The following is a 24702-nucleotide window of genomic DNA, read 5'->3' on the forward strand; positions in this document are numbered from 1 at the left end:
TTGTTCGGCTGACTGCCGGTGGGGGCTTGTCGCGCAGTTCCCCGCGCCCCTAAAAGACGCTGAGCTGGTCGGGGTGACTGTGTCACCCCGACCAGCTCAGACCTTCACTTTACGAGCGCGGCTTCTCGCGCATCTCGTACGTCGCGATGACGTCGTCGACCTTGATGTCGTTGAAGTTGCCGAGGTTGATACCACCCTCGAAGCCTTCGCGGATCTCGGTGACGTCGTCCTTGAAGCGACGCAGTCCGGAGATGTTGAGGCTCTCGGCGATGACCTTGCCGTCGCGGATGAGGCGCGCCTTGGTGTTGCGCTTGACCTCTCCCGAACGGACCAGGACACCGGCGATGTTGCCCAGCTTGGACGACTTGAAGACCTCGCGGATCTCCGCCGTGCCGAGCTCGACCTCCTCGTACTCCGGCTTGAGCATGCCCTTGAGGGCCGCCTCGATCTCCTCGATGGCCTGGTAGATCACCGAGTAGTACCGGACGTCGACACCCTCGCGCTCCGCCATCTGAGCCGCGCGGCCCGCAGCGCGGACGTTGAAGCCGATGACGATTGCGTCGGAGCCGGTCGCCAGGTTGATGTCCGACTCGGTGACCGCACCCACACCGCGGTGCAGGACACGGATCTCGACCTCTTCGCCGACGTCGAGCTGGAGCAGCGAGGACTCGAGAGCCTCCACCGAACCGGACGCGTCGCCCTTGATGATGAGGTTGAGTTCCTGCACCAGACCGGCCTTGAGGGCCTCGTCCAGGTTCTCCAGGGAGAACCGGACACCCCGGCGGGCGAAGTTGGCGTTGCGCTCACGCGCCGCGCGCTTCTCGGCGATCTGACGCGCCGTACGGTCCTCGTCGACAACCAGGAAGTTGTCGCCGGCGCCCGGGACGTTGGTGAGACCGAGGACGAGGACCGGGGTCGAGGGACCCGCCTCTTCCACGTTGTCGCCCTTGTCGTCGAGCATCGCGCGGACACGGCCGTACGCGTCGCCGACCACCATGGTGTCGCCGACCCGCAGGGTGCCTCGCTGGACCAGGACGGTCGCGACGGCGCCGCGGCCCTTGTCCAGGTGGGACTCGATCGCAATACCCTGCGCGTCCTGCTCCGGGTTGGCCCGCAGGTCGAGCGAGGCGTCCGCGGTGAGGACCACGGCCTCCAGGAGAGCCTCGATGTTGAGGCCCTGCTTGGCGGAGATGTCGACGAACATCGTGTCGCCGCCGTACTCCTCGGCCACCAGACCGAACTCGGTGAGCTGACCGCGCACCTTGGTCGGGTCGGCACCCTCGACGTCGATCTTGTTGACCGCGACCACGATCGGCACGTCGGCCGCCTTGGCGTGGTTCAACGCCTCGATCGTCTGGGGCATCACACCGTCGTTGGCCGCCACCACGAGGATCGCGATGTCGGTCGACTTGGCACCACGGGCACGCATGGCGGTGAACGCCTCGTGGCCCGGGGTGTCGATGAAGGTGATCCTGCGCTCTTCACCGTTGACCTCGGTGGCGACCTGGTACGCGCCGATGTGCTGCGTGATACCGCCGGCCTCGCCCGCGACGACGTTCGTCTTGCGGATGGTGTCGAGGAGTCGGGTCTTACCGTGGTCGACGTGACCCATGACGGTCACGACCGGCGGACGCGCGACGAGGAACTCCTCGCCACCCTCGTCCTCGCCGAACTCGATGTCGAAGGACTCGAGCAGCTCGCGGTCCTCCTCCTCGGGGCTGACGATCTCGAGGACGAAGTTCATCTCGTCCGCGAGGAGCTTCAGCGTCTCGTCGGAGACGGACTGCGTGGCAGTGACCATCTCGCCGAGGTTCATCATCACGCCGACGAGCGACGCCGGGTTGGCGCCGATCTTCTCGGCGAAGTCGGTGAGCGAGGCACCGCGCGACAGGCGGACGGACTGTCCGTTGCCGCGAGGCAGCATGACGCCGCCGACCGACGGGGCCTGCATGGCCTCGTACTCCTGGCGCCTCTGCCGCTTCGACTTGCGACCGCGACGCGCGGGACCACCGGGACGACCGAAGGCGCCCTGTGTGCCACCACGGCCACCGGGACCACCCGGACGACCACCGAAGCCGGGACGACCGCCGCCACCGCCACCGGGACCACCCGGACGACCGGCGAAGCCACCGCCACCGCCGCCACCGGGACCACCCGGACGACCGGCGAAACCGCCGCCACCGCCACCGGGACCGGCCGGACGACCGGCGAAACCGCCGCCGCCACCGGGACGGCCGCCACCGGCACCGCCGGGTCGACCGGCACCGCCGCCGGGACCGCGGCCGCCGCCGGGGCCACCGCCGGGACGCGGGCTGCTGGCAGCGGGACGCTGCGGCATCATGCCCGGGTTCGGACGGTTACCACCGGGGCCACCGCCGGGACGCGGAGCGCCACCCTGCGGACGAGGCATGCCGCCCGGGGTCGGACGGGCACCGCCCGGACCGCCCTGCGGACGCGGAGCGCCACCGGGACCGCCCTGCGGACGGGGACCACGGTCACCGCGGTCCTGACCCGCGCCCTGCGGACGCGGAGCGCCGGGGGCACCTGCGCCGCCCGGTCGCGGGGCACCGCCGGGACGAGGCGCCTGGGGGCGCGCCATACCGGTGGAGCCACCAGAGGTGAACGGGTTGTTGCCCGGACGGGGACCGGCCGGACGAGCACCGGGACGCGCGCCCTGGCCACCCGGACGCGGGGCGCCCTGACGGTCGGGGCGGTCGCCACGCTCGGGACGGTCCGTCCGCTCGGGACGGTCGCCGCGAGGCTGGCCACCCTGGCCGGGACCGGCCGGACGGGCACCGGCGGGCTTGGGAGCGCCGGGACGGGCAGCCGGACGAGCGGCGCCGGCGGCCGGAGCCGCGGGAGCCGACGGAGGCGCCGTGAACTCGGCGGCGACCGGAGCCGGAGCGGCCACGACGGGCTTCGGCGCGGGCTTGGGACCCGGACGCGGGCCCGAGGCCGCAGTGGACGGAACAGCCGGGGTGACCGGAGCGGCCTCCGCGGGCTTCTCGGCCACGGCCGGCTTGGGAGCCGGCGGGCGCGGGGCTGCCGGACGGGCGGCCTGCGCGGGAGAAGGCGCACCCGGCTTGGCGGGCGCTGCCTTGCGCGGCGCCGGCTTGCCGCCGCCATTGCCCTGCTGGAGGGCATCTGTCAGTTTGCGTACTACGGGCGCCTCGATCGTCGAGGACGCTGAACGGACGAACTCACCGAGTTCCTGGAGCTTGGCCATGACGACCTTGCTCTCAACCCCGAACTCCTTGGCGAGTTCGTATACCCGGACCTTAGCCACTTCGCTCCTTTTAGGTCCGGGTTGCGTCCGGACCGTCGCTACTTCATGGGCGTACTCATCGCGTGCTCATCGAGTGCTCATCGCAATCTCGACCTACTTCCAACTCGCGGGGTACCAGGGCCGCACGGGGGTTCCGTGCGACACGTCTTACGGTGTTACCTGCTCGACGTAGTGGCGCAACGCCTTGCTGTCGAGCGGTCCCGGGACGCGCAGCGCCCGTGGGAACGCCCGGCGGCGGACCGCCAGGTCGAAACAGACCAGGGCGGGGTGTACATACGCACCCCGGCCGGGCAGCGTACCGCGATGATCGGGGACACATTCACCCTCGACCGCCACGATGCGCAGCAGATCCTTCTTGGCCGCTCGCTCCCGGCACCCCACACAGGTGCGCTCAGGGCATGCGCGGGCTCGCGTCCGGCCAGACACTCTTAAGTCTACCTCCCCGCACCGACCTCACCCCTTTGGGGCAAGAATCGAACGGTTGTTGTCGTGATCTCAGCCACCTGCGGCTTGGATCTATTCCCCGGCCTATTCCCGGGTCTATTCCCCGCGCTGCTCGGCAGGCTGTTCGGTGTCCGGGCGGATGTCGATCCGCCAGCCGGTGAGACGGGCCGCGAGCCGGGCGTTCTGCCCTTCCTTGCCGATCGCCAGCGAGAGCTGGTAGTCGGGGACGGTCACCCGCGCGGACCGGGCCGCGAGGTCGACCACCTCGACCTTGGAGACGCGGGCCGGGGACAGCGCGTTCGCCACCATCTCGGCCGGGTCGTCCGCCCAGTCGACGATGTCGATCTTCTCGCCGTTCAGCTCGGCCATCACGTTCCGCACCCGGCTGCCCATGGGGCCGATACAGGCGCCCTTGGGGTTGAGCCCGGAGCGGGTGGAGCGGACGGCGATCTTCGTACGGTGGCCAGCCTCGCGCGCGATGGCGGCGATCTCGACGGACCCGTCGGCGATCTCCGGCACCTCCAGGGCGAACAGCTTCTTCACCAGGTTGGGGTGCGTGCGGGAGAGCGTCACGGACGGACCGCGGACACCCTTGGCGACCCGGACGACGTAACTGCGCAGGCGCAGGCCGTGCGTGTAGGTCTCGCCGGGGACCTGCTCCTGCACGGGCAGGATGGCCTCCAGCTTGCCGATGTCGACGAGGACGTTCTTGGGGTCGCGGCCCTGCTGCACGACACCGGTGACGATGTCGCCCTCGCGGCCCGCGTACTCGCCGAGCGTCGCGTCGTCCTCCGCGTCCCGCAGACGCTGCAGGATGACCTGCTTGGCGGTGGTCGCGGCGATACGGCCGAAGCCGGACGGGGTGTCGTCGAACTCGCGCGCCTCCTGCCCCTCCTCCAGGTCCTCGGGGTCCTCCTTCGCCCACACGGTCACATGGCCGGTCTCCCGGTCGAGCTTCACGCGGGCGTGCCGGCGGCTTCCCTCGGTGCGGTGGTAGGCGATGAGGAGGGCCGACTCGATCGCCTCGACCAGCAGGTCGAAGGAGATCTCCTTCTCCCGCACCAAACCCCGCAGGGCACTCATGTCGATGTCCACGGCTACGCCTCCTCTGCGTTCTCTTCGTGCGTGTCGTGCTCTTCTCGCACGTCCTGCTCGTCCTGCTGTTCGTCTTGTCCGTCGGTCTTGCTCTTGCGGTTGAACTCGACCTGGACGCGCGCCTTGGCGATGTCCTCGAAGGCGAGCCTCCTGGCGGTGGGCTTGCGCCCCTTCACGCCGGGCACCTCGACGTCGACTCCCATGTCGTCCACCTTCAGGATCCGGGCGATCAGCTCGCCGGCCCCGGAGGCTTCGGTCAGCTGGAACTTCACCAGGCGGTCCGTGGCGCGTACGTAGTGACGGTGCTCCTTGAGCTCGCGCTCGGCACCGGGGGTTCCGACCTCCAGGGTGTACTCGCCCTGGCCCATCGCGTCCGTCTCGTCGAGCTTCGCCGAGAGCGCGCGGCTCACATCGGCGATCTGGTCCAGGTCGGCACCCGTGCCCGAGTCGACCACGACACGCAGCACACGCTTGCGCCCCACCGAATCGATCTCGACCTCTTCGAGATCGAGTCCCTGAGAGCTGACGAGCGGTTCCAGCAGTTCTCGCAGCCTCTCGCTCTGGGTCGTGCTCATCCGGGTGACTCCTCGGCCGCGTGTGCTGTTGTGGGTAGGTCTCGCGTGTCAGGTCAAAGGGTATCCGGTCGCCGGGGGTGTTGCCGTCCATCGTGTCGTGGCCGGACGGGGCGGCACTCCCCAGGTGACAGGAATGGGCGGGGGGCGGCGGGAGCGAAACAAACCGGCCGAACCCCGTGGCCGGGGAGAGCCGCTGGCGAGCGATCGACCACGGCGCGGGTACCGTGATCACGGGCGTGCAGCCCTCCCTTTCGTACGAGCCTGTCGAGGACGTCTCCCGTGCCGTTCACCCCGCCGTCGCGCACCCCCTCGGGCCCGCGCAGAAGGACCCTGCTCGCGTCGGCCGCGGGCGTCTTCGCGCTCGCGGGCTGTTCCGCCCCCGAGTCGTCCACCGACAGCACCGGCGGGAGCCCCTCGGCCGCCGACCTGGCACGCGCGCGTGCGGCCGTCGACAGCCAGGCGCTCGCGGAGCGGTACGCGACGGTGATCACCGCCCACCCGTCCCTCGCGGAGCGCCTGCGCCCGCTGCGGGCGGAGGTCGTACGGCATGCGGCGGCGTTCGACACCGGGAACCCCGCGTCGGCATCGGCATCACCGGCCGCATCACCATCCACGTCGCCGACCGCATCACCATCCGCGTCGCCGACCGCATCACCATCCGGCTCGGTGTCCCCCAGCGCCTCCCCCACCTCCCCCGCCGCACCCGTCGACGAAAAGGGCGCCCTCGCCGACCTCGCGGCGGCCGAGCGCACCCTGGCCGACCAGCGTACGAAGGCCCTGCTGGACGTCCCGGGAGAGCTGGCCCGACTGCTGGCCTCGGTCGCGGCGGCCGGGGCGGCGCACGCGTATCTGCTGACGGAGGGGACGAAATGAGCGGCACCGAGGACACCAAGGACACCGAGAAGGCCAGGGAAGCCAAGGCGGCCGAGGTGAAGGCCCTGCAGGCCGCGCTGGGCGCCGAGCATGCCGCCGTCTACGGGTACGGCGTGGTCGGCGGCAAGATCGACGAGGCACGCAGGACGGAGGCCAGGGCGGGGTACGACGCCCACCGGGCGCGGCGCGACGAGCTGGCGCGGGCCGTGCGGGACCTGGGCGGCACGCCCGAGGCATCCGCGGCGGCGTACGCGCTGCCGTTCCAGGTGAAGGACTCCGGCGCGGCCGTGCGGCTCGCGGCCGAGCTGGAGGAACGGGTGGCCGGGGTGTACTCCGATCTCGTACGGGCCTCCACGGGCGACCGGCGGCGCACGGCCGCCGAGGCCCTGCGCGAGGCCGCGGTACGGGCGGTGCGGTGGAGCGGCGAGAGCGTACCCTTCCCTGGGCTCGCCGAGCGGGCGGCCACCCCGTCGACGTCGGCACCCTCACCGACGTAACGCCACCTGGAAGGGAACCACTCGCGCATGGCTTTCGAACCGCCGCAGCGTCTCGTACGAGCACTCGCCGAGACGCAGCGCAACGGAGCCGACGGCGCCGAGGGGACGACCGGTGGGGCCGGCGACTGGCTGGACAAGCTGCCGGTGCTGGCTCAACAGGCAGTTGATCTACGCAAGTTGACCGTGGAGCGGGTGCAGGCGCCCGGCGGGCGCAGCAGTCTGGTGGTCCTGGTCCGGCAGGCGGACGGTACGCCGGCCGTGCTGAAGCTGGCGCCCGAGCGGGCCCGTCCGGAGAGCGAGCGGGCCGCGCTCGCCCATTGGGACGGCCGGGGCGCGGTGCAGCTCCTCGAATCCGGTGACACGCCGGGCGTTCTCCTGCTGGAACGGTTGCGTCCCGACCTGTCCGTACGTTCGCTGCCCGAGCCGAAGGCCCTCCTTGAGGCGGCCGGGACGCTGCGGCGGCTGTGGGTCGAGCCGCCCGCCGGGCAGGTCTTCGAAACCGTCGCCGAGCGGACCGGGCGGCAGGCCGAGGCGATGCGGGCGTCGACAGGTGGAGACGCGGAGGTCGTGGCCCTGGTGGACGCGGCGCTCGCGGCCCGCGAGGAGCTTCTCGCGGGGCCGCCCGAGGAACGGTTGCTGCACGGCACCTTCCGGCAGAGTAAGGTGCTCGCCGGTGAGCGCATGCCGTGGCTGGCCGTGGGTCCCGATCCGGTGGTCGGCGAGTGCGCCTTCGATCTGGCCCGGCTGGTCCGCGACCGGGTGGAGGACCTGATCGCGACACCTTCGGGGTCCTCGACCACCCGTCGACGGGTGAAGCGGCTCGCCGAGTCACTGGACGTGGACCAGGAGCGGCTGCGGGGCTGGACCCTGTTCCGCGCGGTCGAGTCGGGGGTACGGGCGCGGCGGGTCGGACGTCCGCAGGACGCGGAGCTGCTGCTGGAGTTCGCGGGCTGGCTCTGACCCACTCGCGCCTGCGCCTGCGCTGTCAACTGCCTTGCGCCGGGGTGAGTTTGAGGGCCAGGACCGGGCAGTCGGCCTCGGCTCTTCTGGCGCGTTTCAGGGCCCTTCGAGGGAGCGGGCCCAGCGGGAACAAGGGGTAGCCCCACTCGTCGAGCGTGATGTGCTCAGGGAGCAGCTCCGCGCAGAAGCCGTGGCCCATGCAGGCGGTCCAGTCGACGGCGAGTTCCGTGTCGGCTTCCATGTCAGCTCCGGTTCTCGGGGACGCGCAGCAGGGGGCGGTGGTCGGTCGCGGTGCAGCGGCCCCTGGCGTGGGCGTCGAGTTCGGCGGCGAAGGTGGTGAACGCGCTGCGGACCAGCCGGACCGTGCCGTCGGGGTGGTGGCAGGCGCCGCGGCCGTCGACGAGTCCGGCCCAGCGGGCGATGTCCTGACGGCTCGTGCCCTGCGGGCCGGGTGTGGCCAGGGTCTGGAACGCGGCGGCGATCCGGGGCAGGCCGTTGAGGCAGGGCCCGCACTGACCCGCCGATTCCAGGGCGAGGTAGCGCAGTACGTGGGCCGTGTCGGCGAGGCCGCAGCGGTCGGCGGGCAGCGCGATGAGGACGCCCGCTCCGAGTTTGGCGGCGCTCAGCGTGCGGGTCGCGGCCTCGGCGGCCGTGAGCCAGGTGCCGTGGTAGCCCCCGGTCAGCACCGCGCCGACGCCGTCCAGCGGCAGCAGGCGGTGCAGCGGCATCCCGAACGGCGCCTCCACGACTCGTACCTCCCGGCCCGGCGCGTACACCGTGCACAGGGCGCTGCCCGGCTCGGCCGGCGTGCCCGCCGAGCGGAACCAGTCGGCGCCGTAGCGGGCGACCAGGGCGAGGTGCGCGAGCGTCTCGACGTTCTGGACGAGCGTCGGTGCCTTGTGCACGCCCCGCTCACGGACCGGGGGGCGCTGGTCGCGGGGCAGACCGGCCATTCCGGAGAGGTACTGGGCGAGGGCAGACGACTGGCCGGAGAGGAAGCGCTTCGGGACGCGTACGACGCGCACGGGCAGCGGGTCGTGGCGCTCGGCGAGTGCCCTCTCCAGGGGAGTCGCGCCATCCTCGACAGCGAGGTACGCCTCCCCCGCGCCGATCGCCTCGGCCGCCAACTGGATCCCGTCCAGGACGAGATGGGGCGACAGCCGCAGCAGCGTCTTGTCCTTGTGGCTGGCGGGTTCGCCCTCGGCGCCGTTCGCCACGACGACCGGGGCGCGGCCCGCGCGGCGGCCCGCCTCGGCGACGGCGGCCACTTTGCGGTACGTGGGAAACGCGGCGCCGCCACGGCCGGTGAGCCCGGAATCGGCGAGCGTGCGCAGCAGATGTGCCGGGTTGCCGTACGCCACCGGGCCGTAGCGCTGCTGGTGGGTGATGTGGCCGGCCGGGGTGCCGCCGGGGGCGAGCAGACGGGGTGACATGTAGATGTCCGTGAAGGTCATGGTCATGAGCTGGCTCCCGCCCTCGTGCGGAGTTCGGCTGCGCGGAGTTCGGCCGTATGGAGTTCGGCCGTATGGAGTTCGGCTGTGTGGAGTTCGGCTGTGTGGAGGAGGGCCGACGGGGTGCGGCTCGACTCGCGGGCCGCGTGGGCGACGCGGATGCCGAAGGCCGTGAGTGCGGCGGCCACGCAGGAGAGCGTCAGCCACAGCATCCAGGTGGATCCGGTGTCCGTGCCGATGCCGATGCCGTGGATCAGGGCGATCGGCCAGGAGGCGTACGCCAGCCAGTGGACGGCGCGCCAGGTGCGGAGGCCGATCCTTGCCCGCAGCAGGCTGGTCACCAGGACGGCGATCATCAGGTCCAGGGCCACCGTGCCCAGGCCCAGCCAGAGGGGCTGGTAGTCGGAGGCGAAGGGGACGAGGACGTCGAGGACGGTGATGTTGACGTACGTGTCCGCGACGGCGGCTGTGATGTGCAGGGCCAGGAAGGCGAGGGCGGAGAGGGAGAGGGCGCGGTGGAGGGCTACGGTGCCGAAGCGGGGGAGGCCGGGGAGGCGGGTCCGTAGCCGTACGGCTATGCCGAGCAGGACCACGACCGTGAACAGGACCAGGCAGATCGCGCCTGTGGCTCGGTTGGCGTACCAGAGGATCGCGGAGTCGGTCATGCGGCGGCCTCGGTTGTGGCTGGGGTCCAGGGGTTTTCGCCCCCTCCGCCCCTACCCGTCCCCTGTCCCTGGGGGCTCCGCCCCCAGACCCCCGCATCGCGCTGAACGCGCTCGTCCTCAAACGCCGGACGGGCTGAAAATGCCGCCCCGCGGGTGGGTGGGGGATCGGGATGGCGCCGCCTGGTGGTCGAAACACCCGGAGGGGCTGAAACCGGGCGTAGCCCCAACGGATGGGTGGGGGATGCGGCCGGCACCGCCTTGTCCTCGAACGACACCGGACGGGCTGAAACGGGGCGCAGCCCCAACGGGCGGGTGGGAGACGCGGATGCCACCGCCTCGCCCTCGAACGACACCGGACGGGCTGAAACCGGGCGCAGCCCCAACGGGCGGGTGGGAGACGCGGACGGCTCCGCCACGTCCTCGAACGACGACGGGCGGGGTGGAGATGGCGGCCTCGGTCGAGAAGTGGGGGCGTCCTCTCGCGACGCCGGACGGGATGAAAGTGCTCGCCCCGGATCGGAAGGCGGCGTCGGCCAGCCGGGGGTCGTGACGACCGTGCCGTCGTTTGCCACCAGCCTTGCCGGGAGGCCCAGGTGGGTCAGCCAGCGCTCTGCTCCCGCGCCCTTCACCAGGGCCGCGGTGCTCGCGGCGTTGGCGTCGGCGCAGGTCGCTGCCGCTACGGAGACGGTGCGCCAGGGGGGGGGATCGAGGATGTGGTGGAGGTGGTGGCTACCTCGGCGCCAGCGGCGGACGGTGGTGCCGGAGGTGGCGAGGCCGCCGCTGCGGATGCCGATCGTGGCGTACGAGCCGTGCGCCGGGATCTCGTCCACGGCACCGGTGGCGTCCTGGACGCGGATGCGCCACCCGCCGTGCGGTGGTTCGCCCGCGACGGCCGTGTCGCCGCCGAGGCTCACCAGGACTCCGCAGCCCGCCGCCTCGGCCAGCATCGTCGCCGCCCTGTCGGCGGCCCAGGCCTTGGCGGTGGCGCCCAGGTCGAGGCGGATCCCGGCCGGGACGGTGACCGTGTTGGTCGCGCGGTCCAGGGTCACGAGGCGCCGGCCGGGGACCGGGCGCACGGTGAGCCGCACCGGGCGGCCGTTCTTCTGGAGCAGTCGGAAGTCGCGGTCGTAGCCGAGGGCGTTCATGGCCGAGCCGACCGTCGGGTCGACTGCTCCGTCAGTCGCCTCCGCGGCGCGCAACGCGACGGCCAGCGCCTCCGCGAGGAGCGGGCTGACCTTGACCGGCCGGCCCTTGGTGCCGTCGAGTGCGGCCAGTTCCGAGTCCTCGCGGAAGCGGCTGCATGTCACGTCGACCTCGGCGAGATACCGGGCGAGCAGCAGGTTGCAGGAGTCCAGCAGGGCCGGGTCGGTGGTGACCAGGCGGACGCTCGTGCCGAGGGCGCGCCAGTCGGCGGCGGCGGTCATGACGCCCCCGAGGAGGAGTCGGCCCAGCCGCCGCCCGGGGGCGTGGGGTTGTCGGTCGGCGCCTGGAGCGTCGAGTCGGACGAGGAAGACGAAGAAGATGAGGATGACGATGAATCCGAGGGCGAACCCGTCGAACCCGTCGAACTCGACGAAGAGTCCGAGGTGGCGCTCGCCGCCGTATCCGCGTCCGCGTGCATGGTGCCGATCAGGGCGAACATCCCGGCCGCCGCCGCCAGTGTCACGGCCGCTGCCACCGCCGCCGTACGCCGTGTCCCTCTGCGGACCGCCGCGGCGGCCCCCCACTCGCTGCCTGTCATTGGCTGCTCCCCTCCGAATGACGCGCTGTCACGTCATACGTTCGGGGAGCAGCCTCATAGAAGCCTGTGCAGCTGCCATAGGGTCGAGAAGAAGTCTCTGAGAGACGTCTTTAATCTCAGATCTCAGACTTCAGGCAATCGAAGAGCAGTCACGGAAGTCGCGCGTTACGCACGGAAGTCGCGCGTTACGCACGGGAGTCGCGCGTTACGCCGTCAGGCGGGCGATCGCCTCGTCCACCGTGAGCTCCTCGCGCTCGCCGGTGCGGCGGTCCTTGAGTTCCACGACGCCCTCGGCCGAGCGCCGCCCGGCGACCAGGATCTGCGGGACGCCGATCAGCTCGGCGTCGGTGAACTTCACGCCCGGCGAGACGCCGGCGCGGTCGTCCACCAGGACACGGACACCCGCGGCGCCGAGCTTCTCGGACACGTCAAGGGCCAGCTCGGTCTGGAGCGCCTTGCCCGCGGCCACGACGTGCACGTCGGCCGGAGCGATCTCCTTGGGCCAGCACAGCCCCTGGTCGTCCGCCGACTGCTCGGCCAGGGCCGCGACCGCGCGGGAGACGCCGATGCCGTACGAGCCCATGGTCACGCGGACCGGCTTGCCCTGCTGGCCGAGGACGTCGAGCTGGAAGGTGTCGGCGTACTTGCGGCCGAGCTGGAAGATGTGGCCGATCTCGATGGCACGGTCGAGCTTGAGGCCGGTGCCGCAGGACGGGCAGGGGTCGCCCTCCTCGACCACGACGACGTCGAAGTAGTCGTCGACCTCGAAGTCACGGCCGGCGACGACGTTCTTCGCGTGGGTGTTGACCTTGTTCGCGCCGGTGATCCAGGCGGTGCCGGGGGCGACGCGCGGGTCGGCGATGTAGCGGACCTTCTCCAGACCCTGCGGGCCCACATAGCCCCGTACGAGATCCTCGCGGCCCTCGAAGTCCTCGGCCGTCACCAGTTCCACGACGGCGGGCGCGAGGTGCTCGCCGAGCTTGCCGAGGTCGACCTCGCGGTTGCCGGGGACGCCCACGGCGACGATCTCGCCGTCGACCTTGACCAGGAGGTTCTTGAGGGTGGCGGAGGCGGGGACGCCGAGAAGGTCGGCCAGGGTCTCGATGGTCGGGGTGTCGGGGGTGTCCAGCTCCTCGACCGGGCCGTGTTCGCCGGCCACGGGCGTCAGCGCGAAGGTGACCGCCTCGGTGTTGGCGGCGTAGTCGCAGGCGGGGCAGTCCGCGAAGGTGTCCTCGCCGGCCGCGGCGGGTGCGAGGAACTCCTCGGACGCCGAGCCGCCCATGGCGCCGGAGACGGCCGACACGATGCGGTAGTCCAGGCCCAGGCGCTCGAAGATCTTCTGGTAGGCGGCGCGGTGGAGGGCGTACGACTCCGCGAGTCCCTCGTCCGTGGTGTCGAAGGAGTACGAGTCCTTCATCTGGAACTCGCGGCCGCGCAGCACGCCGGAGCGCGGGCGGGCCTCGTCCCGGTACTTCGTCTGGATCTGGTAGAGCATGACCGGCAGGTCCTTGTACGAGGACGCCTGGTCCTTCACCAGGAGGGTGAAGATCTCCTCGTGGGTGGGGCCGAGCAGGTACTCGGCGCCCTTGCGGTCCTTGAGACGGAAGAGCAGGTCGCCGTACTCCTGCCAGCGGCCGGAGGCCTCGTACGGCTCCTTGGGCAGCAGCGCGGGGAGGAGGACCTCCTGCGCGCCGATGGCGTCCATCTCCTCGCGGACGACCCGGGAGACGTTGTCGAGGACCTTCTTGCCCAGCGGCAGCCAGGACCAGATGCCCGCGGAGGTACGGCGCACATAGCCGGCGCGGACGAGCAGCTTGTGGCTGAGCGTCTCGGCGTCCGCCGGGTCGTCACGCAGTGTCTTGACCATCAAACGGGACATGCGCTGGACCTGGGCCATGATTGTTGACTCCTGCTGCTCAAGGGTGATGCCAAGGAGGTTAGCCGGGGGCCCGCCGTCCCCGGAAATCCGTTTCCCCGTCAGCGGCGCCGCAGTGGCAGCGGGGCGCCCATCACGGCGTACGGCTTCGGCGCGCTGGGGAACAGAACCTGCCTGGCCAGATCCTCGTACCCCAGCGAGTGGTACAGGCCGCGGGCCGGGCTGTCCGTGTCGATGGCGGAGAGGATCGAGCGGGGTTCGGCGGCGGTGTCCGTGATGGTGGTGATCAGTGCGCGGCCCACTCCCCGGTTCTGGAAGTGCGGGTGCACATGGAGTTCGGTGATCACGAAGGAGTCGTCGAGCCAGTTGTCGTGGCCCTGGCCGCGCAGATACGGCTCGACGACGGTGGACCACCAGTGCGTACGGTCGTTCGGCATGCCGTAGACGAAGCCGACGAGCCGTCCGTCGGCGGTGGTCGCGCCGAGTGCGCGGGCTCCCGGATAGCTCACGTGCCGCAGCACGATCTGGCGGCGTACGGCGATCTCGTCGGCGCCGAGTCCGAAGGCGAGGGCCTGCACGGCGAGCGCCTCGTCGACGCGCGCGGCGAGATCCAGCGGGCCGATGACCACGTCGTCGGGGGTGTGGGTGCCCTGACCGGGGAAGCGCAGCATGCCGGGGAGACTACAGGTCACGTCCGGAGCTCAGAACTGCCAGCGGTGGCGCGGCCGGAACCGGACGGTCGGGAGATACGCCGGGCTAGAACAGGACGCTCATGAACGCGCCGACTTCCCTGAAGCCCACCCTCTGGTAGGTGCGCCGCGCCGCCGTGTTGAAGTCGTTGACGTAGAGGCTGACGGCCGGGGCGACGTCCGCGAGGGCGTAGCGCAGGACCGCTGCCATGCCCGGGGCCGCGAGGCCCTGTCCTCGGTACTCGGGGGCGACCCAGACGCCCTGGATCTGGCAGGCCCTTGTCGTGGCGGCGCCGATCTCGGCCTTGAAGACGACCTTGCCGTTCCGGTCGAGGCGGGCGAACGAGCGGCCGGAGCCGACGAGTTCGGCCACCCGGGCCTGGTAGAGCAGGCCGCCGTCACCGGCGAGCGGCGAGACGCCGACCTCCTCGGTGAACATCGCCACGCACGCCGGCATGATCGTCTCCATCTCGTCCTTGCGGATGCGGCGGACGTACGGATCCGGGGCGATGTCGGTGGGGAGCCGGTCGGTGACCATCAGCGGCTGGTGCGGGCGGACGTCGCGGGCGGGGCCCCAGTTCGGTTCGAGCAGGCGCCACAGCTGGGCGGTGGCCTCGGCGGGGCCGACGATCGAGGAGCAGCGGCGGCCGGCCCTGCGGGCGCGGTCGGCGAAGCCGCGGACGGCTCGGGGGGTTGCGCAGATCGGCACGAGGTTGGCGCCGGCGTAGCAGAGGGACTGCAGCATGCCGTCCTCGTACCAGCCCCACATCTCGCCGCCCAGGCGCCAGGGGTCGAGGCCGGCGACCTGGACCCTGGATGCGACGAATGCGTTCGTGACCGGCTCGCGGTCGAGGACGGCGAGCGCGGCGTCCAGGTCACTCGGTTCGAGGACCCTTGTGGTGGTCTGCGTCAACACGTGCGGGGGCCTCACCATACGGATCTGCTGATCTCCGCACTGTACCTGCCACGGTTGTGGCGCGCCGCCCCGTTGGGGTGGGGAGGGTTTTTCGCCCCCTCCGCCCCTGCCCGTCCCTTGTTCCTGGGGGCTCCGCCCCCAGACCCCCATATCGCGCTGAACGCGCTCGTCCTCAAACGCCGGACGGGCCAGGGGTTAGACCCTCCGGCGTTTGAGGAGCGGGGGTCTGGGGCGGAGCCCTCAAGTGACGGGAATGGGCAGGGGCGGAGGGGGCGAAGAAAATCAGCCCGCCACCGACACCGACGGCTCGCCCGAGGCGACCCCGTCCGCCTCCATCTGCTCGGCGATCTTCAGCGCTTCCTCGATGAGGGTCTCGACGATCTTCGACTCGGGGACGGTCTTGATGACCTCGCCCTTGACGAAGATCTGGCCCTTGCCGTTGCCGGAGGCGACGCCGAGGTCGGCCTCGCGGGCCTCGCCGGGGCCGTTGACGACGCAGCCCATGACGGCGACGCGCAGCGGGACCTCCATGCCGTCGAGGCCGGCGGAGACCTCCTCGGCCAGCTTGTAGACGTCGACCTGGGCGCGGCCGCAGGACGGGCAGGAGACGATCTCCAGGCGCCGCTGCTTGAGGTTCAGCGACTCCAGGATCTGCATGCCGACCTTGATCTCCTCGACGGGCGGAGCCGACAGGGAGACACGGATCGTGTCGCCGATGCCCTCGCTGAGCAGCGCGCCGAAGGCCACAGCCGACTTGATCGTGCCCTGGAACGCCGGACCGGCTTCCGTGACACCGAGGTGGAGGGGGTAGTCACAGGCCGCCGAGAGCTGGCGGTAGGCGTTGACCATGACCACGGGGTCGTTGTGCTTGACCGAGATCTTGATGTCCCGGAAGTCGTGCTCCTCGAAGAGGGACGCCTCCCACAGGGCGGACTCGACGAGCGCCTCGGGCGTCGCCTTTCCGTACTTCTGAAGGAGCCGCTTGTCCAGCGAGCCCGCGTTGACGCCGATCCGGATCGGGGTGCCGGTGTCCTTGGCGGCCCGCGCGATCTCCTTGACCTGGTCGTCGAACTGCTTGATGTTGCCCGGGTTCACGCGCACGGCCGCGCAGCCGGCGTCGATCGCGGCGAACACGTACTTCGGCTGGAAGTGGATGTCCGCGATGACGGGGATCTGGGACTTCCTGGCGATCACCGCGAGGGCGTCGGCGTCGTCCTGGGTGGGGCAGGCGACCCGGACGATCTGGCAGCCGGACGCGGTCAGCTCGGCGATCTGCTGAAGCGTGGCGCCGATGTCGGACGTACGCGTCGTGGTCATCGACTGCACGGAGACCGGGGCGTCTCCACCCACGGGCACGGTTCCGACCATGATCTGCCGGGTCTTGCGGCGCTCGGCGAGCTTGGTCGGAACGGACGGCATGCCGAGAGAAATCGCAGTCATCTGCTGTGCAACCCCAAGTTGTGGATCAAGGTCCCGGAATCGTGGGCTCCAGGCTTCGAGATTACGGCACGGGCACAGGCCAGGACACATCCCGCAGGTAAACGTACTCATTGGTGGGTGGCCGGGCATGGTGGCCGTCCAGGGAGGACAGGCTCCCCGGACGGCCGTGGAACTTTTCAGGACGCCCGAGCGGCGTCCAGGTCCGTGTGGATCACGAGGGAAGGGACAGCAGCACGCTCAAAGACCGGGGTGCCCTCTCCCTCCTCGTTGAGCAGCCGCATGATGTCCGGCCACACGCCGTCCGCCAGCCATGTGCGCTGCCTCGGACGAACCTTCGCGAACTTGCCGAACCTCTCCGGAAGGTCGGGCCAATGGATTCCGGTACGCAAGCGATGCAGCATCCCCGTGAGAGCCGCCCGCAGGTTCAACGGTGACCGGAAGTGGTGAGCCGGATACTTGGAGCGGAGCAGCCGGTCAACGTGCTCCCATTGACCGTCCGTGGGGTCGGTCGGGACCGGTGTCCCTGTGCGTCGATGCCACTCGGTCGTGGAGCATTCCCGCCCTTCTCGGGACCGGAAAGTGGGATCCGCGATTTCAACACGTACGTCGGACCACTCGACCACACGGCGCCGATCGGACGGTGGGAGAGTCCGAATGTCCGGGGTGTCCGATACAAAGACAGCTTTCAGCCCCGAATCCTTGTGACCCAGATCCTCGAGTTCACGCAGCCAGTCACGCGCATGAGCCAGGATCCGGCCGAACACCTGCATGTCCGATTCGAGCTGACGCATGGCAGCCGCACCGACCAGGTCTCGCTCAGCCCGACTCCGCAGCGCTTCGAGCTCCTCTCCGCACCGCGCGACGAGCCGGTCCAGCGACCTCACCCGTTCCATGCACCCGATCGACGACGTCGCCGACGTAAGGACGCCCGCATTGCCCATGAATCCGCCCGGTGAGCGGGTAATCCCCGTTGGGCCTCTGTCGCGGCCTCGCCAATTTGCCCAGCATTCCCTGAAAATCCTTGATCCGATCCGCCGCGAGAATCGGAGGCAGTGGGATCACCACGCTCTCGCCTTACAGGGGGCGACCGTCACTGCCGAGCCGGGTGGAGTGGCCGCCCCACTGCCTGTCAGGACGGCGAAAGACCACCTCTCCAAGGAAAGTGCCGCTCCGCAGACGCCTGACCAGGTTCGAAGGCGTCCACTGCTTGCCGCTTCGAGTCAGAATGCCTCGATCGTTCAGCTCGTCCCCCAGGCCCTTGAAGCTACGCACTCCGCCGATCACGAGGTCGGCGATGAGCCTCACGACGCCCGCTTCAGCCGGATCCACTTCGAGGGTCGACCCGAAAGCCCCCTTGCCACTGATCCTGTAGCCGTACGGGGCCGGACCACCCGGCCAACCACCGTCGACGGCCTTCAACTGCCGACCCGCCTGGGTGCGGGCGAGAATACGCCGGTAGTCCGCCTTCACGCCCTGCGCCAGCCCGTCTACCGTGAGCAATCGCTCGATGCCGGGCTCACCGAGAGGCTCGGTACAGCACTCCACCCGCGCCCCGGCATCCTCGATCTGCCAGATGCAACGCCAAACAGCAGCCGCAGTCCGCCCCAGCCGGTCGAGTCGATGCACCAAGACCAGCTTCACCCGCCCTGCGGCGATGTCTCCGAGCAGTGCGTCGAATCCAGGGCGTGAATGCGTCGAGCCCGATTCGCCGACATCCTGGCGCCCCACAACGAGACGCCACCGCGGCCGCTGCTCCACGAACGCACGGATGGCCTGCTCCTGGGCGGGAATCCCGTACCTGCCCCGCTGTTCAGTGGTCGAGACCCGCGTGTAGGCGGCGACGTCAGCGGTCTCCGCGTCCCTGTCCTTGCCATCTGCGCACGGCACAGTACCTTGCTGCATGTCAGTCCTTTCCAGACTGGCCAGACCCCAGGGTGTTAGCGCACCGCTGGGGTCACCCATGAACAGCAAGAACGTACGAAGCCCGTGACCATGACGCACGAACAAGCTGCACCCTTCACTCGTTTGAGTTACCCGAGTGAAGGGCGCAGCCATAACGGCACACACATAGAAACGACCGATTCATCAACTCAGGCGCACGGGATTGACAACATCTGCCACGAATACGAGCAAGGTAAAGCAGATGAAGATCCCTGCCACCACATAGGCGACCGGCATCAGCTTGGCGACGTCGAAGGGGCCCGGGTCGGGCCGCCTCAGCACCTTCGCCAGGTTCCGCCGCAGCGACTCCCACAGCGCGCCCGCGATGTGCCCGCCGTCGAGCGGGAGCAGCGGGAGCATGTTGAACAGGAACAGCGAGAGGTTGAAGCCTGCCACCAGGAACAGCATCATCGCGATCTGCTGCGAGGCCGGGATGTCGAGGGTGAACACGTCACCGCCGATGCGGGCGGCGCCGACCACGCCCATCGGGGAGTCGGCCGCACGCGGGCCGTCGCCGAAGGCCGCGTCCCAGAGGGCGGGGACCTTGCTGGGCAGGGCGATCAGCGACTCCACGCCGTTCTGCATCATGTCGCCCATGCGGTCCACGGACTGGCCGAAGGACTGCTCGACGATGCCGGTGGCGGGCGTGAAGCCGAGGAAGCCGGCGGACACGTACTGACCCTCGACATAGCCGCCGTTGCCGTCGGTCTTGCTGACCTGGTTCGTGATCAGGTGGGCGGTGAGGTCGAGCTGCTCGCCCTTGCGGTCGACGGTCAGGGTGACGGTCTTGCCGGGGTTGTCGCGAATGTCTGCCTGGAGGGTCGACCAGTCCTCCACGGCCACGCCGTTGAACGCGACGATCTTGTCGCCGCCCTGGAGCCCGGCGGCCTTGGCGGGCGCGGCCTCGTCGCCGGCTTCGCACTTCGTCCGGTTCTCGCTGCCCTGGATGACACAGTCGGAGACCTTGCCGACGGTGGTGGTCTGGGTCTGGATGCCGAACGTCATCATCACGCCGAGGAAGATCGCGACGGCCAGGATGAGGTTCATGAAGGGGCCCGCGAACATCACGATCACGCGCTTCCACGGCTTGCGCGTGTAGAAGAGGCGGCTCTCGTCGCCGGGCTTGAGCTCCTCGAAGGCGGCCGACCTGGCGTCCTCGATCATGCCGCGGAAGGGGGAGGTCGAGCGGGCCTCGATCCTGCCGTCCGGTCCTGGCGGGAACATGCCGATCATGCGGATGTAGCCGCCGAGCGGGACCGCCTTGATGCCGTACTCGGTGTCGCCCTTCTTGCGCGACCAGATGGTCGGGCCGAAACCGACCATGTACTGGGGCACGCGAATGCCGAAGAGCTTGGCCGTCGACAGGTGCCCCAGCTCGTGCCACGCGATCGAGATGAGCAGGCCGGCCACGAAGACGACTATGCCGAGGATCATCATCAAGGTCGTCATGCACGAGCCTCCGCGGTTGTCGTCTGCGCTGTCTGTTTCGTCTGTGCCGTCAGTTCGCGGGCCCGGGCACGCGCCCAGGTCTCCGCTTCGAGGACGTCCGCGACGGTCAGAGAAGTTCCCGTGACCGGTGTGCCGTGTTCCTCGACCACTCGTGTGACAGTCTCCATGATCCCGAGATACGGCAGTCCGCCGCTCAGGAACGCGTCCACGCACTCCTCGTTGGCGGCATTGAACACCGCCGGGGCCGTGCCCGCGAGCTGCCCGACGTGCCGGGCGAGGGCGACCGACGGAAACGCGTCGTTGTCGAGCGGGTAGAACTCCCAGCTCGACGCCTTGGTCCAGTCGAAGGCGGGCGCCGCGTCGGGCACGCGCTCGGGCCAGCCGAGCCCGATGGCGATGGGCCCGCGCATGTCGGGGGGCGTCGCCTGGGCGATCGTGGATCCGTCGGTGAACTCAACCATCGAGTGGACATACGACTGCGGGTGCACGACCACCTCAATCCGCTCGAAGGGAATGTCGTAGAGGAGGTGCGCCTCGATGACTTCGAGCCCCTTGTTGACCAGGGTCGCGGAGTTGATGGTGATGACCGGCCCCATGGCCCAGGTGGGGTGGGCGAGTGCGGCCTCGGGGGTCACGGCGGCCAGTTCGGATCTCGTACGTCCCCGGAAGGGGCCCCCGGAAGCGGTCACGACGAGTTTCCGTACGTCAGCCCGGGTGCCGGAGGCGAGGGCCTGGAACAGGGCGGCGTGCTCGGAGTCGACCGGGATGATCTGGCCGGGCTTGGCCAGCGCCTTCACCAGCGGGCCGCCGACGATGAGCGACTCCTTGTTGGCGAGCGCGAGGGTGCGGCCCGCCTCCAGGGCGGCGAGGGTGGGCGCGAGGCCGATGGAGCCGGTGATTCCGTTCAGCACGGTGTGGCAGGCGGAGGCGGCCAGGTGGGTGGCCGCGGCCGGTCCGGCGAGGATCTCGGGAAGGGCCTCACCAGGGGCGTACCGCGCCGCGAGGGCTTCCTTCAGCGCCGGTACGACATCCTCGCGCGCCACTGCGACCGCCTGGACGCGCAGCCGGTGGGCCTGCTCGGCGAGCAGTGCGACCCGTCCGCCGGCGGCGGAGAGCCCGGTGACCCGGAACCGGTCGGGGTTGCGCAGCACGAGGTCGATGGCCTGGGTGCCGATCGAGCCGGTGGAGCCGAGGATCACGACATCCCGGACTCCGTCCACGGGGTCGAAGACAAGATGCGGATCAGCGAGGGGCGCTGGACTGTCGCTCATTCCCCCATTGTGGCCGCAATGCGTCGCGCGCAGGACAGCGCGCCCCTCTTCCGGTCCCATTAGCACCTCCGTGTGCCAGAGGAACTGAAATCGCCCTTTGTGAAACCAACGTGAAGATCACGTGATAGCACTACATGACCGGTCGGTGGACGACCGACCGGTGAACAACACCCTGGGGGGTTTCTCATGCGGATCATGCGGATACGCGCTGCCCTGCCCGCACTCGCGGGCGCCGTGGCACTGACAGGCACATTTCTCAGCACTCCGGCTCAGGCGGCCGGCGGTGTGACCATCCACCGGGTCTGGTTCGACAGCCCGGGATCGGACACCGGCTCGAACACCAGCCTCAACGGTGAGTGGGTACAGCTCAAGAACACCAGTTCCGCGGCCATCTCGGTCAAGGGCTGGATCCTGAAGGACGTCGCGAACCACCGGTACACCTTCCCCAACATCAAGATCGGGGCGGGCAAGACCGTCAAGGTGCACACCGGCAAGGGCACAGCCACCTCTGCGCACCGGTACCAGAACCGCAGTTGGTACGTCTGGAACAACACGAGCGACACCGCCACGCTCACCAAGTCGAACGGCAGCAAGGTCGACACCTGCTCGTGGACGACGCGGGATCCCAGCGACAAGGTCTGCTGACCCGCCGTCACCGCCTGCGGCGGCGCCTGGCCTTCGACTTCACGGGCCGGGCGCCGCTCCGCGCGGGCGCCTCCTCCGAGGGCCCGGGAGCGGCGTCGGCCGGGGCGAAGGCACCCTCGACGACTCCCTCCGCCGTGTCCAGCGTGGGCGCGGTGAAGTGCAGCCCGTCGGTCGGCGCGCGCCGGGTCCCGGCGGCCGGAGCCGCGGCGTCGAGGTTGAACACATAGCCGACGGACTCCTCCTTGATGGCCTCGGTCATCGCGCCGTACATGTCGAAGCCCTCGCGCTCGTACTCGACGATCGGCTCCCGGCCGAGCGTCCAGCGCAGGCCGATGCCGTCGCGCAGGTAGTCCATCTCGTAGAGGTGCTCGCGCCATTTGCGGTCGAGGACGGAGAGGACGACCAGGCGTTCCAGGTCACGCAGGGCCTCGGCGCCGAGCTCGGCATCGCGGTCCTCGTAGCGGGCGTGGATGTCCTCCGTGACCGCGTCCAGCAGGTCGGCGGCGGTGAGGTTCGCGCGGTCGCCTGCCGCGTCCTCCAGGCCCTCGACGGTGATCGTCACGGGGTAGAGCTGCCCGAGGGCGCTCCACAGCCGCTCCAGGTCCCACTCCTCGGCGAAGCCCGCGCCGGTCTCCTGCTCGACGTAGGCCCGGACGGTGTCGTCCATGAAGTGCAGGATCTGTTCGCGCAGGTCCTCCCCCGCGAGGACCCGGCGGCGCTCGGCGTAGATGAGGGTGCGCTGCCGGTTGAGGACCTCGTCGAACTTCAGGACGTCCTTGCGGGACTCGAAGTGCTGCTGCTCCAGCTGGGCCTGGGCGGAGGCGATGGCGCGGGTGACCATCTTGTTCTCGATGGGTACGTCGTCGGGGACGTTGGCCATGGACATCACGCGGTCGACCACGTTGGCGCGGAACAGCCGCATCAGGTCGTCCTGGAGCGAGAGGTAGAAGCGGGAGGCTCCCGGGTCGCCCTGGCGGCCGGAGCGGCCGCGCAGCTGGTTGTCGATGCGCCGTGACTCGTGGCGTTCGGTGCCCAGGACGTAGAGACCGCCGAGGCTCTTGACCTCGTCGTGTTCGGCGGCGGCCGTGGTGGTGATCCGGTCGAGGACTTCACGGCGGTCCTCGGGGTCCGCGTCCGCGCCGGACTCGGCGAGCGCCATGGCCTCCGGGTTTCCGCCGAGCATGATGTCGGTTCCGCGGCCCGCCATGTTGGTGGCCACGGTGACCGCGCCCCTGCGTCCGGCCTGCGCGACGATCTGGGCCTCGCGCTGGTGGTTCTTGGCGTTGAGGACCTCGTGCGGGATGCCGTCCCTGCGCAGCCGTGCGGACAGCACCTCGGACTTCTCCACGGAGGTGGTGCCCACCAGAATCGGCTGGCCGGCCTCGTGCCGCTCGGCGATGTCGGCGAGGATCGCGGCGTACTTCGCCTCCTCGGTGCGGTAGATCTGGTCGGGATCGTCGACGCGGACCATCGGCCGGTTGGTGGGGATCGGGACGACGTGCAGCTTGTAGATCTGGTGGAACTCGGCCGCCTCGGTCATGGCGGTGCCGGTCATTCCGGCGAGCTTCTCGTAGAGGCGGAAGAAGTTCTGCAGGGTGATCGTGGCGAGCGTCTGGTTCTCGTCCTTGATCGTCACGCCTTCCTTGGCCTCGATGGCCTGGTGCAGGCCTTCGTTGTAGCGGCGGCCGGCGAGGATGCGTCCGGTGTGCTCGTCGACGATCAGCACCTCGCCGTCCACCAGGACGTAGTCCTTGTCCTTCTTGAAGTGCTCCTTGGCCTTGAGGGCGTTGCTGAGGTGGCCGATGAGCGGGGTGTGGTCGGACTCGTAGAGGCTCTCGATGCCCAACTGGTCCTGGAGGTACTCCACTCCGCGGTCCAGGATCGACACCGTGCGCTTCTTGGGGTCGTACTCGTAGTCGTACTGGGTGCGCAGCTCGGCCAGGCGGTCCTTGTCCGCCGGCGTGGTGAACTGCTCCTCCTGGACCAGGACGCCCTTCATCCGCAGGGCGAACTTGGCGAAGGACTCGTACCAGTGCGTGGGCTGGTCGGCCGGGCCCGAGATGATCAGCGGGGTGCGTGCCTCGTCGATGAGGATCGAGTCGGCCTCGTCGACGATCGCGAAGTGGTGGCCGCGCTGGACGAGTTCGTCCTGCGACCAGGCCATGTTGTCGCGCAGGTAGTCGAAGCCGAACTCGGTGTTGGTGCCGTACGTGATGTCGCAGGCGTACTGGGCGCGGCGCTCGGCCGGGGTCGACTGCGTCTTGATGACGCCGACGGTCAGGCCCAGGAATCGGTAGGCGCGGCCCATCCACTCGGCGTCGCGCCCGGCCAGGTAGTCGTTGACCGTGACGAGGTGAACTCCCTTGCCGGTCAGGGCGTTCAGGTAGACGGGGAGCGTGCCGACGAGAGTCTTCCCCTCGCCGGTCTGCATCTCGGCGATGTTGCCGAGGTGGAGCGCCGCGCCGCCCATGATCTGGACGTCGAAGTGGCGCATGCCCAGGGTGCGGCGCGCGGCCTCGCGCATCGCGGCGAAGGCTTCCGGCAGCAGGTCGTCGAGGCTCTCGCCCTCGGCGTACCGCTCCTTGAACTCCGGTGTGAGCGACTGGAGTTCCTCGTCGGTCAGCTCCTTGAAGTCCTCTTCGAGGGAGCCGACCTGTTCCGCGATGCGCTCCAGGCGGCGCAGTATCCGGCCCTCGCCGGCCCGCATGATCCTGCCGGTGATGGCGTCAAGGCCCTTGGCTGGCATGGGAATTCCCCCACAACTGAGCGGCGTCCATGAGCACCCCTGTCCAGTGGTGGGCCCACCGGAGAATGCGGACGCCCGTTCGCCATTCCACTTATTTCATTGTTGGCGCACAGTTTCGGTGCGGCAAGCGGTGGAATGACGG

The 24702-nt window shown here is 69.9% G+C and carries 21 protein-coding genes; 4 read left to right on the top strand and 17 right to left on the bottom strand.

The annotated features are described in order from the left end of the window. Positions 1 to 109 precede the first annotated feature (109 nt). The 4 genes from infB to rimP form a co-directional block, all read right to left on the bottom strand. Entirely contained in the window at positions 110 to 3286 is a 3177-nt protein-coding gene (gene infB / locus ACFVKT_RS14330; protein ID WP_385731163.1) for a translation initiation factor IF-2, read from the bottom strand. Between the two features lie 147 nt (positions 3287 to 3433). After that, entirely contained in the window at positions 3434 to 3712 is a 279-nt protein-coding gene (locus tag ACFVKT_RS14335) for a YlxR family protein (RefSeq protein ID WP_385731165.1), read from the bottom strand. A gap of 114 nt (positions 3713 to 3826) precedes the next feature. Beyond that, on the bottom strand, positions 3827 to 4825 hold the full coding sequence (gene nusA, locus ACFVKT_RS14340; RefSeq protein ID WP_365428567.1) for a transcription termination factor NusA: 999 nt from the start codon (positions 4823 to 4825) through the stop codon (positions 3827 to 3829). Between the two features lie 2 nt (positions 4826 to 4827). Then, a complete protein-coding gene (rimP, locus tag ACFVKT_RS14345; RefSeq protein ID WP_385731167.1) occupies positions 4828 to 5400 on the bottom strand; it encodes a ribosome maturation factor RimP in 573 nt (190 codons plus the stop codon). Positions 5401 to 5679: 279 nt separating this feature from the next. On the opposite strand from rimP, the gene ACFVKT_RS14350 reads away from it, so the two are divergent. From ACFVKT_RS14350 to ACFVKT_RS14360, 3 genes are read left to right on the top strand one after another with little or no spacing between them, the layout of a single operon-like run. Continuing rightward, positions 5680 to 6273 (top strand): hypothetical protein, encoded by a 594-nt coding sequence (locus ACFVKT_RS14350; RefSeq protein ID WP_385731169.1) that lies wholly within the window; start codon positions 5680 to 5682, stop codon positions 6271 to 6273. Beyond that, positions 6270 to 6770: a ferritin-like domain-containing protein gene (locus ACFVKT_RS14355; RefSeq protein ID WP_385731171.1), complete on the top strand. Its 501-nt coding sequence runs from the start codon at positions 6270 to 6272 to the stop codon at positions 6768 to 6770. Before ACFVKT_RS14350 ends, ACFVKT_RS14355 begins: the two co-directional genes overlap by 4 nt. 27 nt (positions 6771 to 6797) lie before the next feature. After that, positions 6798 to 7730, top strand: coding sequence for an aminoglycoside phosphotransferase family protein (locus ACFVKT_RS14360; RefSeq protein WP_385731174.1), 933 nt, complete (start codon positions 6798 to 6800; stop codon positions 7728 to 7730). A gap of 25 nt (positions 7731 to 7755) precedes the next feature. Here the strand turns inward: ACFVKT_RS14360 and ACFVKT_RS14365 are convergent, their stop codons facing one another. The 12 genes from ACFVKT_RS14365 to dxr all read right to left on the bottom strand — a co-directional run bounded on the left by ACFVKT_RS14365 (position 7756) and on the right by dxr (position 21169). Continuing rightward, a complete protein-coding gene (locus ACFVKT_RS14365) occupies positions 7756 to 7971 on the bottom strand; it encodes a ferredoxin (RefSeq protein WP_385731176.1) in 216 nt (71 codons plus the stop codon). A gap of 1 nt (position 7972) precedes the next feature. Next, on the bottom strand, positions 7973 to 9190 hold the full coding sequence (locus ACFVKT_RS14370; protein ID WP_385731178.1) for an NADH-ubiquinone oxidoreductase-F iron-sulfur binding region domain-containing protein: 1218 nt from the start codon (positions 9188 to 9190) through the stop codon (positions 7973 to 7975). Beyond that, entirely contained in the window at positions 9187 to 9846 is a 660-nt protein-coding gene (locus ACFVKT_RS14375) for a ferric reductase-like transmembrane domain-containing protein (RefSeq protein WP_385731180.1), read from the bottom strand. Before ACFVKT_RS14375 ends, ACFVKT_RS14370 begins: the two co-directional genes overlap by 4 nt. Further along, a complete protein-coding gene (locus ACFVKT_RS14380; RefSeq protein ID WP_385731182.1) occupies positions 9843 to 11573 on the bottom strand; it encodes an FAD:protein FMN transferase in 1731 nt (576 codons plus the stop codon). Before ACFVKT_RS14380 ends, ACFVKT_RS14375 begins: the two co-directional genes overlap by 4 nt. Before the next feature lie 219 nt (positions 11574 to 11792). Then, positions 11793 to 13484, bottom strand: a complete 1692-nt coding sequence (locus tag ACFVKT_RS14385; RefSeq protein WP_385731184.1) for a proline--tRNA ligase — start codon at positions 13482 to 13484, stop codon at positions 11793 to 11795. A gap of 80 nt (positions 13485 to 13564) precedes the next feature. Next, complete coding sequence (locus ACFVKT_RS14390; RefSeq protein WP_385732095.1) at positions 13565 to 14134, bottom strand: GNAT family N-acetyltransferase; 570 nt, start codon at positions 14132 to 14134, stop codon at positions 13565 to 13567. Positions 14135 to 14219: 85 nt separating this feature from the next. Further along, on the bottom strand, positions 14220 to 15068 hold the full coding sequence (locus ACFVKT_RS14395) for a GNAT family N-acetyltransferase (RefSeq protein WP_385731186.1): 849 nt from the start codon (positions 15066 to 15068) through the stop codon (positions 14220 to 14222). 282 nt (positions 15069 to 15350) lie between these two features. Next, on the bottom strand, positions 15351 to 16508 hold the full coding sequence (gene ispG / locus ACFVKT_RS14400) for a flavodoxin-dependent (E)-4-hydroxy-3-methylbut-2-enyl-diphosphate synthase (RefSeq protein ID WP_385731188.1): 1158 nt from the start codon (positions 16506 to 16508) through the stop codon (positions 15351 to 15353). A gap of 176 nt (positions 16509 to 16684) precedes the next feature. Continuing rightward, positions 16685 to 17299, bottom strand: coding sequence for a transposase (locus ACFVKT_RS14405; RefSeq protein ID WP_385731190.1), 615 nt, complete (start codon positions 17297 to 17299; stop codon positions 16685 to 16687). 283 nt (positions 17300 to 17582) lie between these two features. Continuing rightward, entirely contained in the window at positions 17583 to 18410 is an 828-nt protein-coding gene (locus ACFVKT_RS14410) for a recombinase family protein (protein ID WP_385731192.1), read from the bottom strand. Positions 18411 to 18593: 183 nt separating this feature from the next. Beyond that, positions 18594 to 19898: a M50 family metallopeptidase gene (locus ACFVKT_RS14415; protein ID WP_385731194.1), complete on the bottom strand. Its 1305-nt coding sequence runs from the start codon at positions 19896 to 19898 to the stop codon at positions 18594 to 18596. Continuing rightward, a complete protein-coding gene (gene dxr / locus ACFVKT_RS14420) occupies positions 19895 to 21169 on the bottom strand; it encodes a 1-deoxy-D-xylulose-5-phosphate reductoisomerase (protein WP_385731196.1) in 1275 nt (424 codons plus the stop codon). Before dxr ends, ACFVKT_RS14415 begins: the two co-directional genes overlap by 4 nt. A gap of 195 nt (positions 21170 to 21364) precedes the next feature. Between dxr and ACFVKT_RS14425 the strand changes: the two genes are divergently transcribed. After that, positions 21365 to 21814 (top strand): lamin tail domain-containing protein, encoded by a 450-nt coding sequence (locus ACFVKT_RS14425; RefSeq protein ID WP_385731198.1) that lies wholly within the window; start codon positions 21365 to 21367, stop codon positions 21812 to 21814. 7 nt (positions 21815 to 21821) lie between these two features. Here ACFVKT_RS14425 and secA read toward each other — a convergent pair whose 3' ends face one another. Continuing rightward, the gene (secA, locus tag ACFVKT_RS14430) at positions 21822 to 24560 is read right to left on the bottom strand and encodes a preprotein translocase subunit SecA (RefSeq protein WP_385731200.1); all 2739 of its coding nucleotides are present in this window, start codon (positions 24558 to 24560) and stop codon (positions 21822 to 21824) included. Positions 24561 to 24702: the final 142 nt, after the last annotated feature.

The organism is Streptomyces sp. NPDC127595 (genome assembly GCF_042671685.1).
Classification (GTDB): Bacteria; Actinomycetota; Actinomycetes; order Streptomycetales; family Streptomycetaceae; genus Streptomyces.

Bases quoted from the DNA above. Each gene is read 5' to 3' on its own strand.
- rimP (WP_385731167.1), bottom strand. From the start codon at position 5,400: ATGAGCACGACCCAGAGCGAGAGGCTGCGAGAACTGCTGGAACCGCTC.
- ACFVKT_RS14355 (WP_385731171.1), top strand. From the start codon at position 6,270: ATGAGCGGCACCGAGGACACCAAGGACACCGAGAAGGCCAGGGAAGCC.
- ACFVKT_RS14360 (WP_385731174.1), top strand. From the start codon at position 6,798: ATGGCTTTCGAACCGCCGCAGCGTCTCGTACGAGCACTCGCCGAGACG.
- ACFVKT_RS14365 (WP_385731176.1), bottom strand. From the start codon at position 7,971: ATGGAAGCCGACACGGAACTCGCCGTCGACTGGACCGCCTGCATGGGC.
- ACFVKT_RS14370 (WP_385731178.1), bottom strand. From the start codon at position 9,190: ATGACCATGACCTTCACGGACATCTACATGTCACCCCGTCTGCTCGCC.
- ACFVKT_RS14375 (WP_385731180.1), bottom strand. From the start codon at position 9,846: ATGACCGACTCCGCGATCCTCTGGTACGCCAACCGAGCCACAGGCGCG.
- ACFVKT_RS14385 (WP_385731184.1), bottom strand. From the start codon at position 13,484: ATGGCCCAGGTCCAGCGCATGTCCCGTTTGATGGTCAAGACACTGCGT.
- ACFVKT_RS14390 (WP_385732095.1), bottom strand. From the start codon at position 14,134: ATGCTGCGCTTCCCCGGTCAGGGCACCCACACCCCCGACGACGTGGTC.
- ispG (WP_385731188.1), bottom strand. From the start codon at position 16,508: ATGACTGCGATTTCTCTCGGCATGCCGTCCGTTCCGACCAAGCTCGCC.
- ACFVKT_RS14405 (WP_385731190.1), bottom strand. From the start codon at position 17,299: ATGCGTCAGCTCGAATCGGACATGCAGGTGTTCGGCCGGATCCTGGCT.
- ACFVKT_RS14410 (WP_385731192.1), bottom strand. From the start codon at position 18,410: ATGCAGCAAGGTACTGTGCCGTGCGCAGATGGCAAGGACAGGGACGCG.
- ACFVKT_RS14415 (WP_385731194.1), bottom strand. From the start codon at position 19,898: ATGACGACCTTGATGATGATCCTCGGCATAGTCGTCTTCGTGGCCGGC.
- dxr (WP_385731196.1), bottom strand. From the start codon at position 21,169: ATGAGCGACAGTCCAGCGCCCCTCGCTGATCCGCATCTTGTCTTCGAC.
- ACFVKT_RS14425 (WP_385731198.1), top strand. From the start codon at position 21,365: ATGCGGATACGCGCTGCCCTGCCCGCACTCGCGGGCGCCGTGGCACTG.
- secA (WP_385731200.1), bottom strand. From the start codon at position 24,560: ATGCCAGCCAAGGGCCTTGACGCCATCACCGGCAGGATCATGCGGGCC.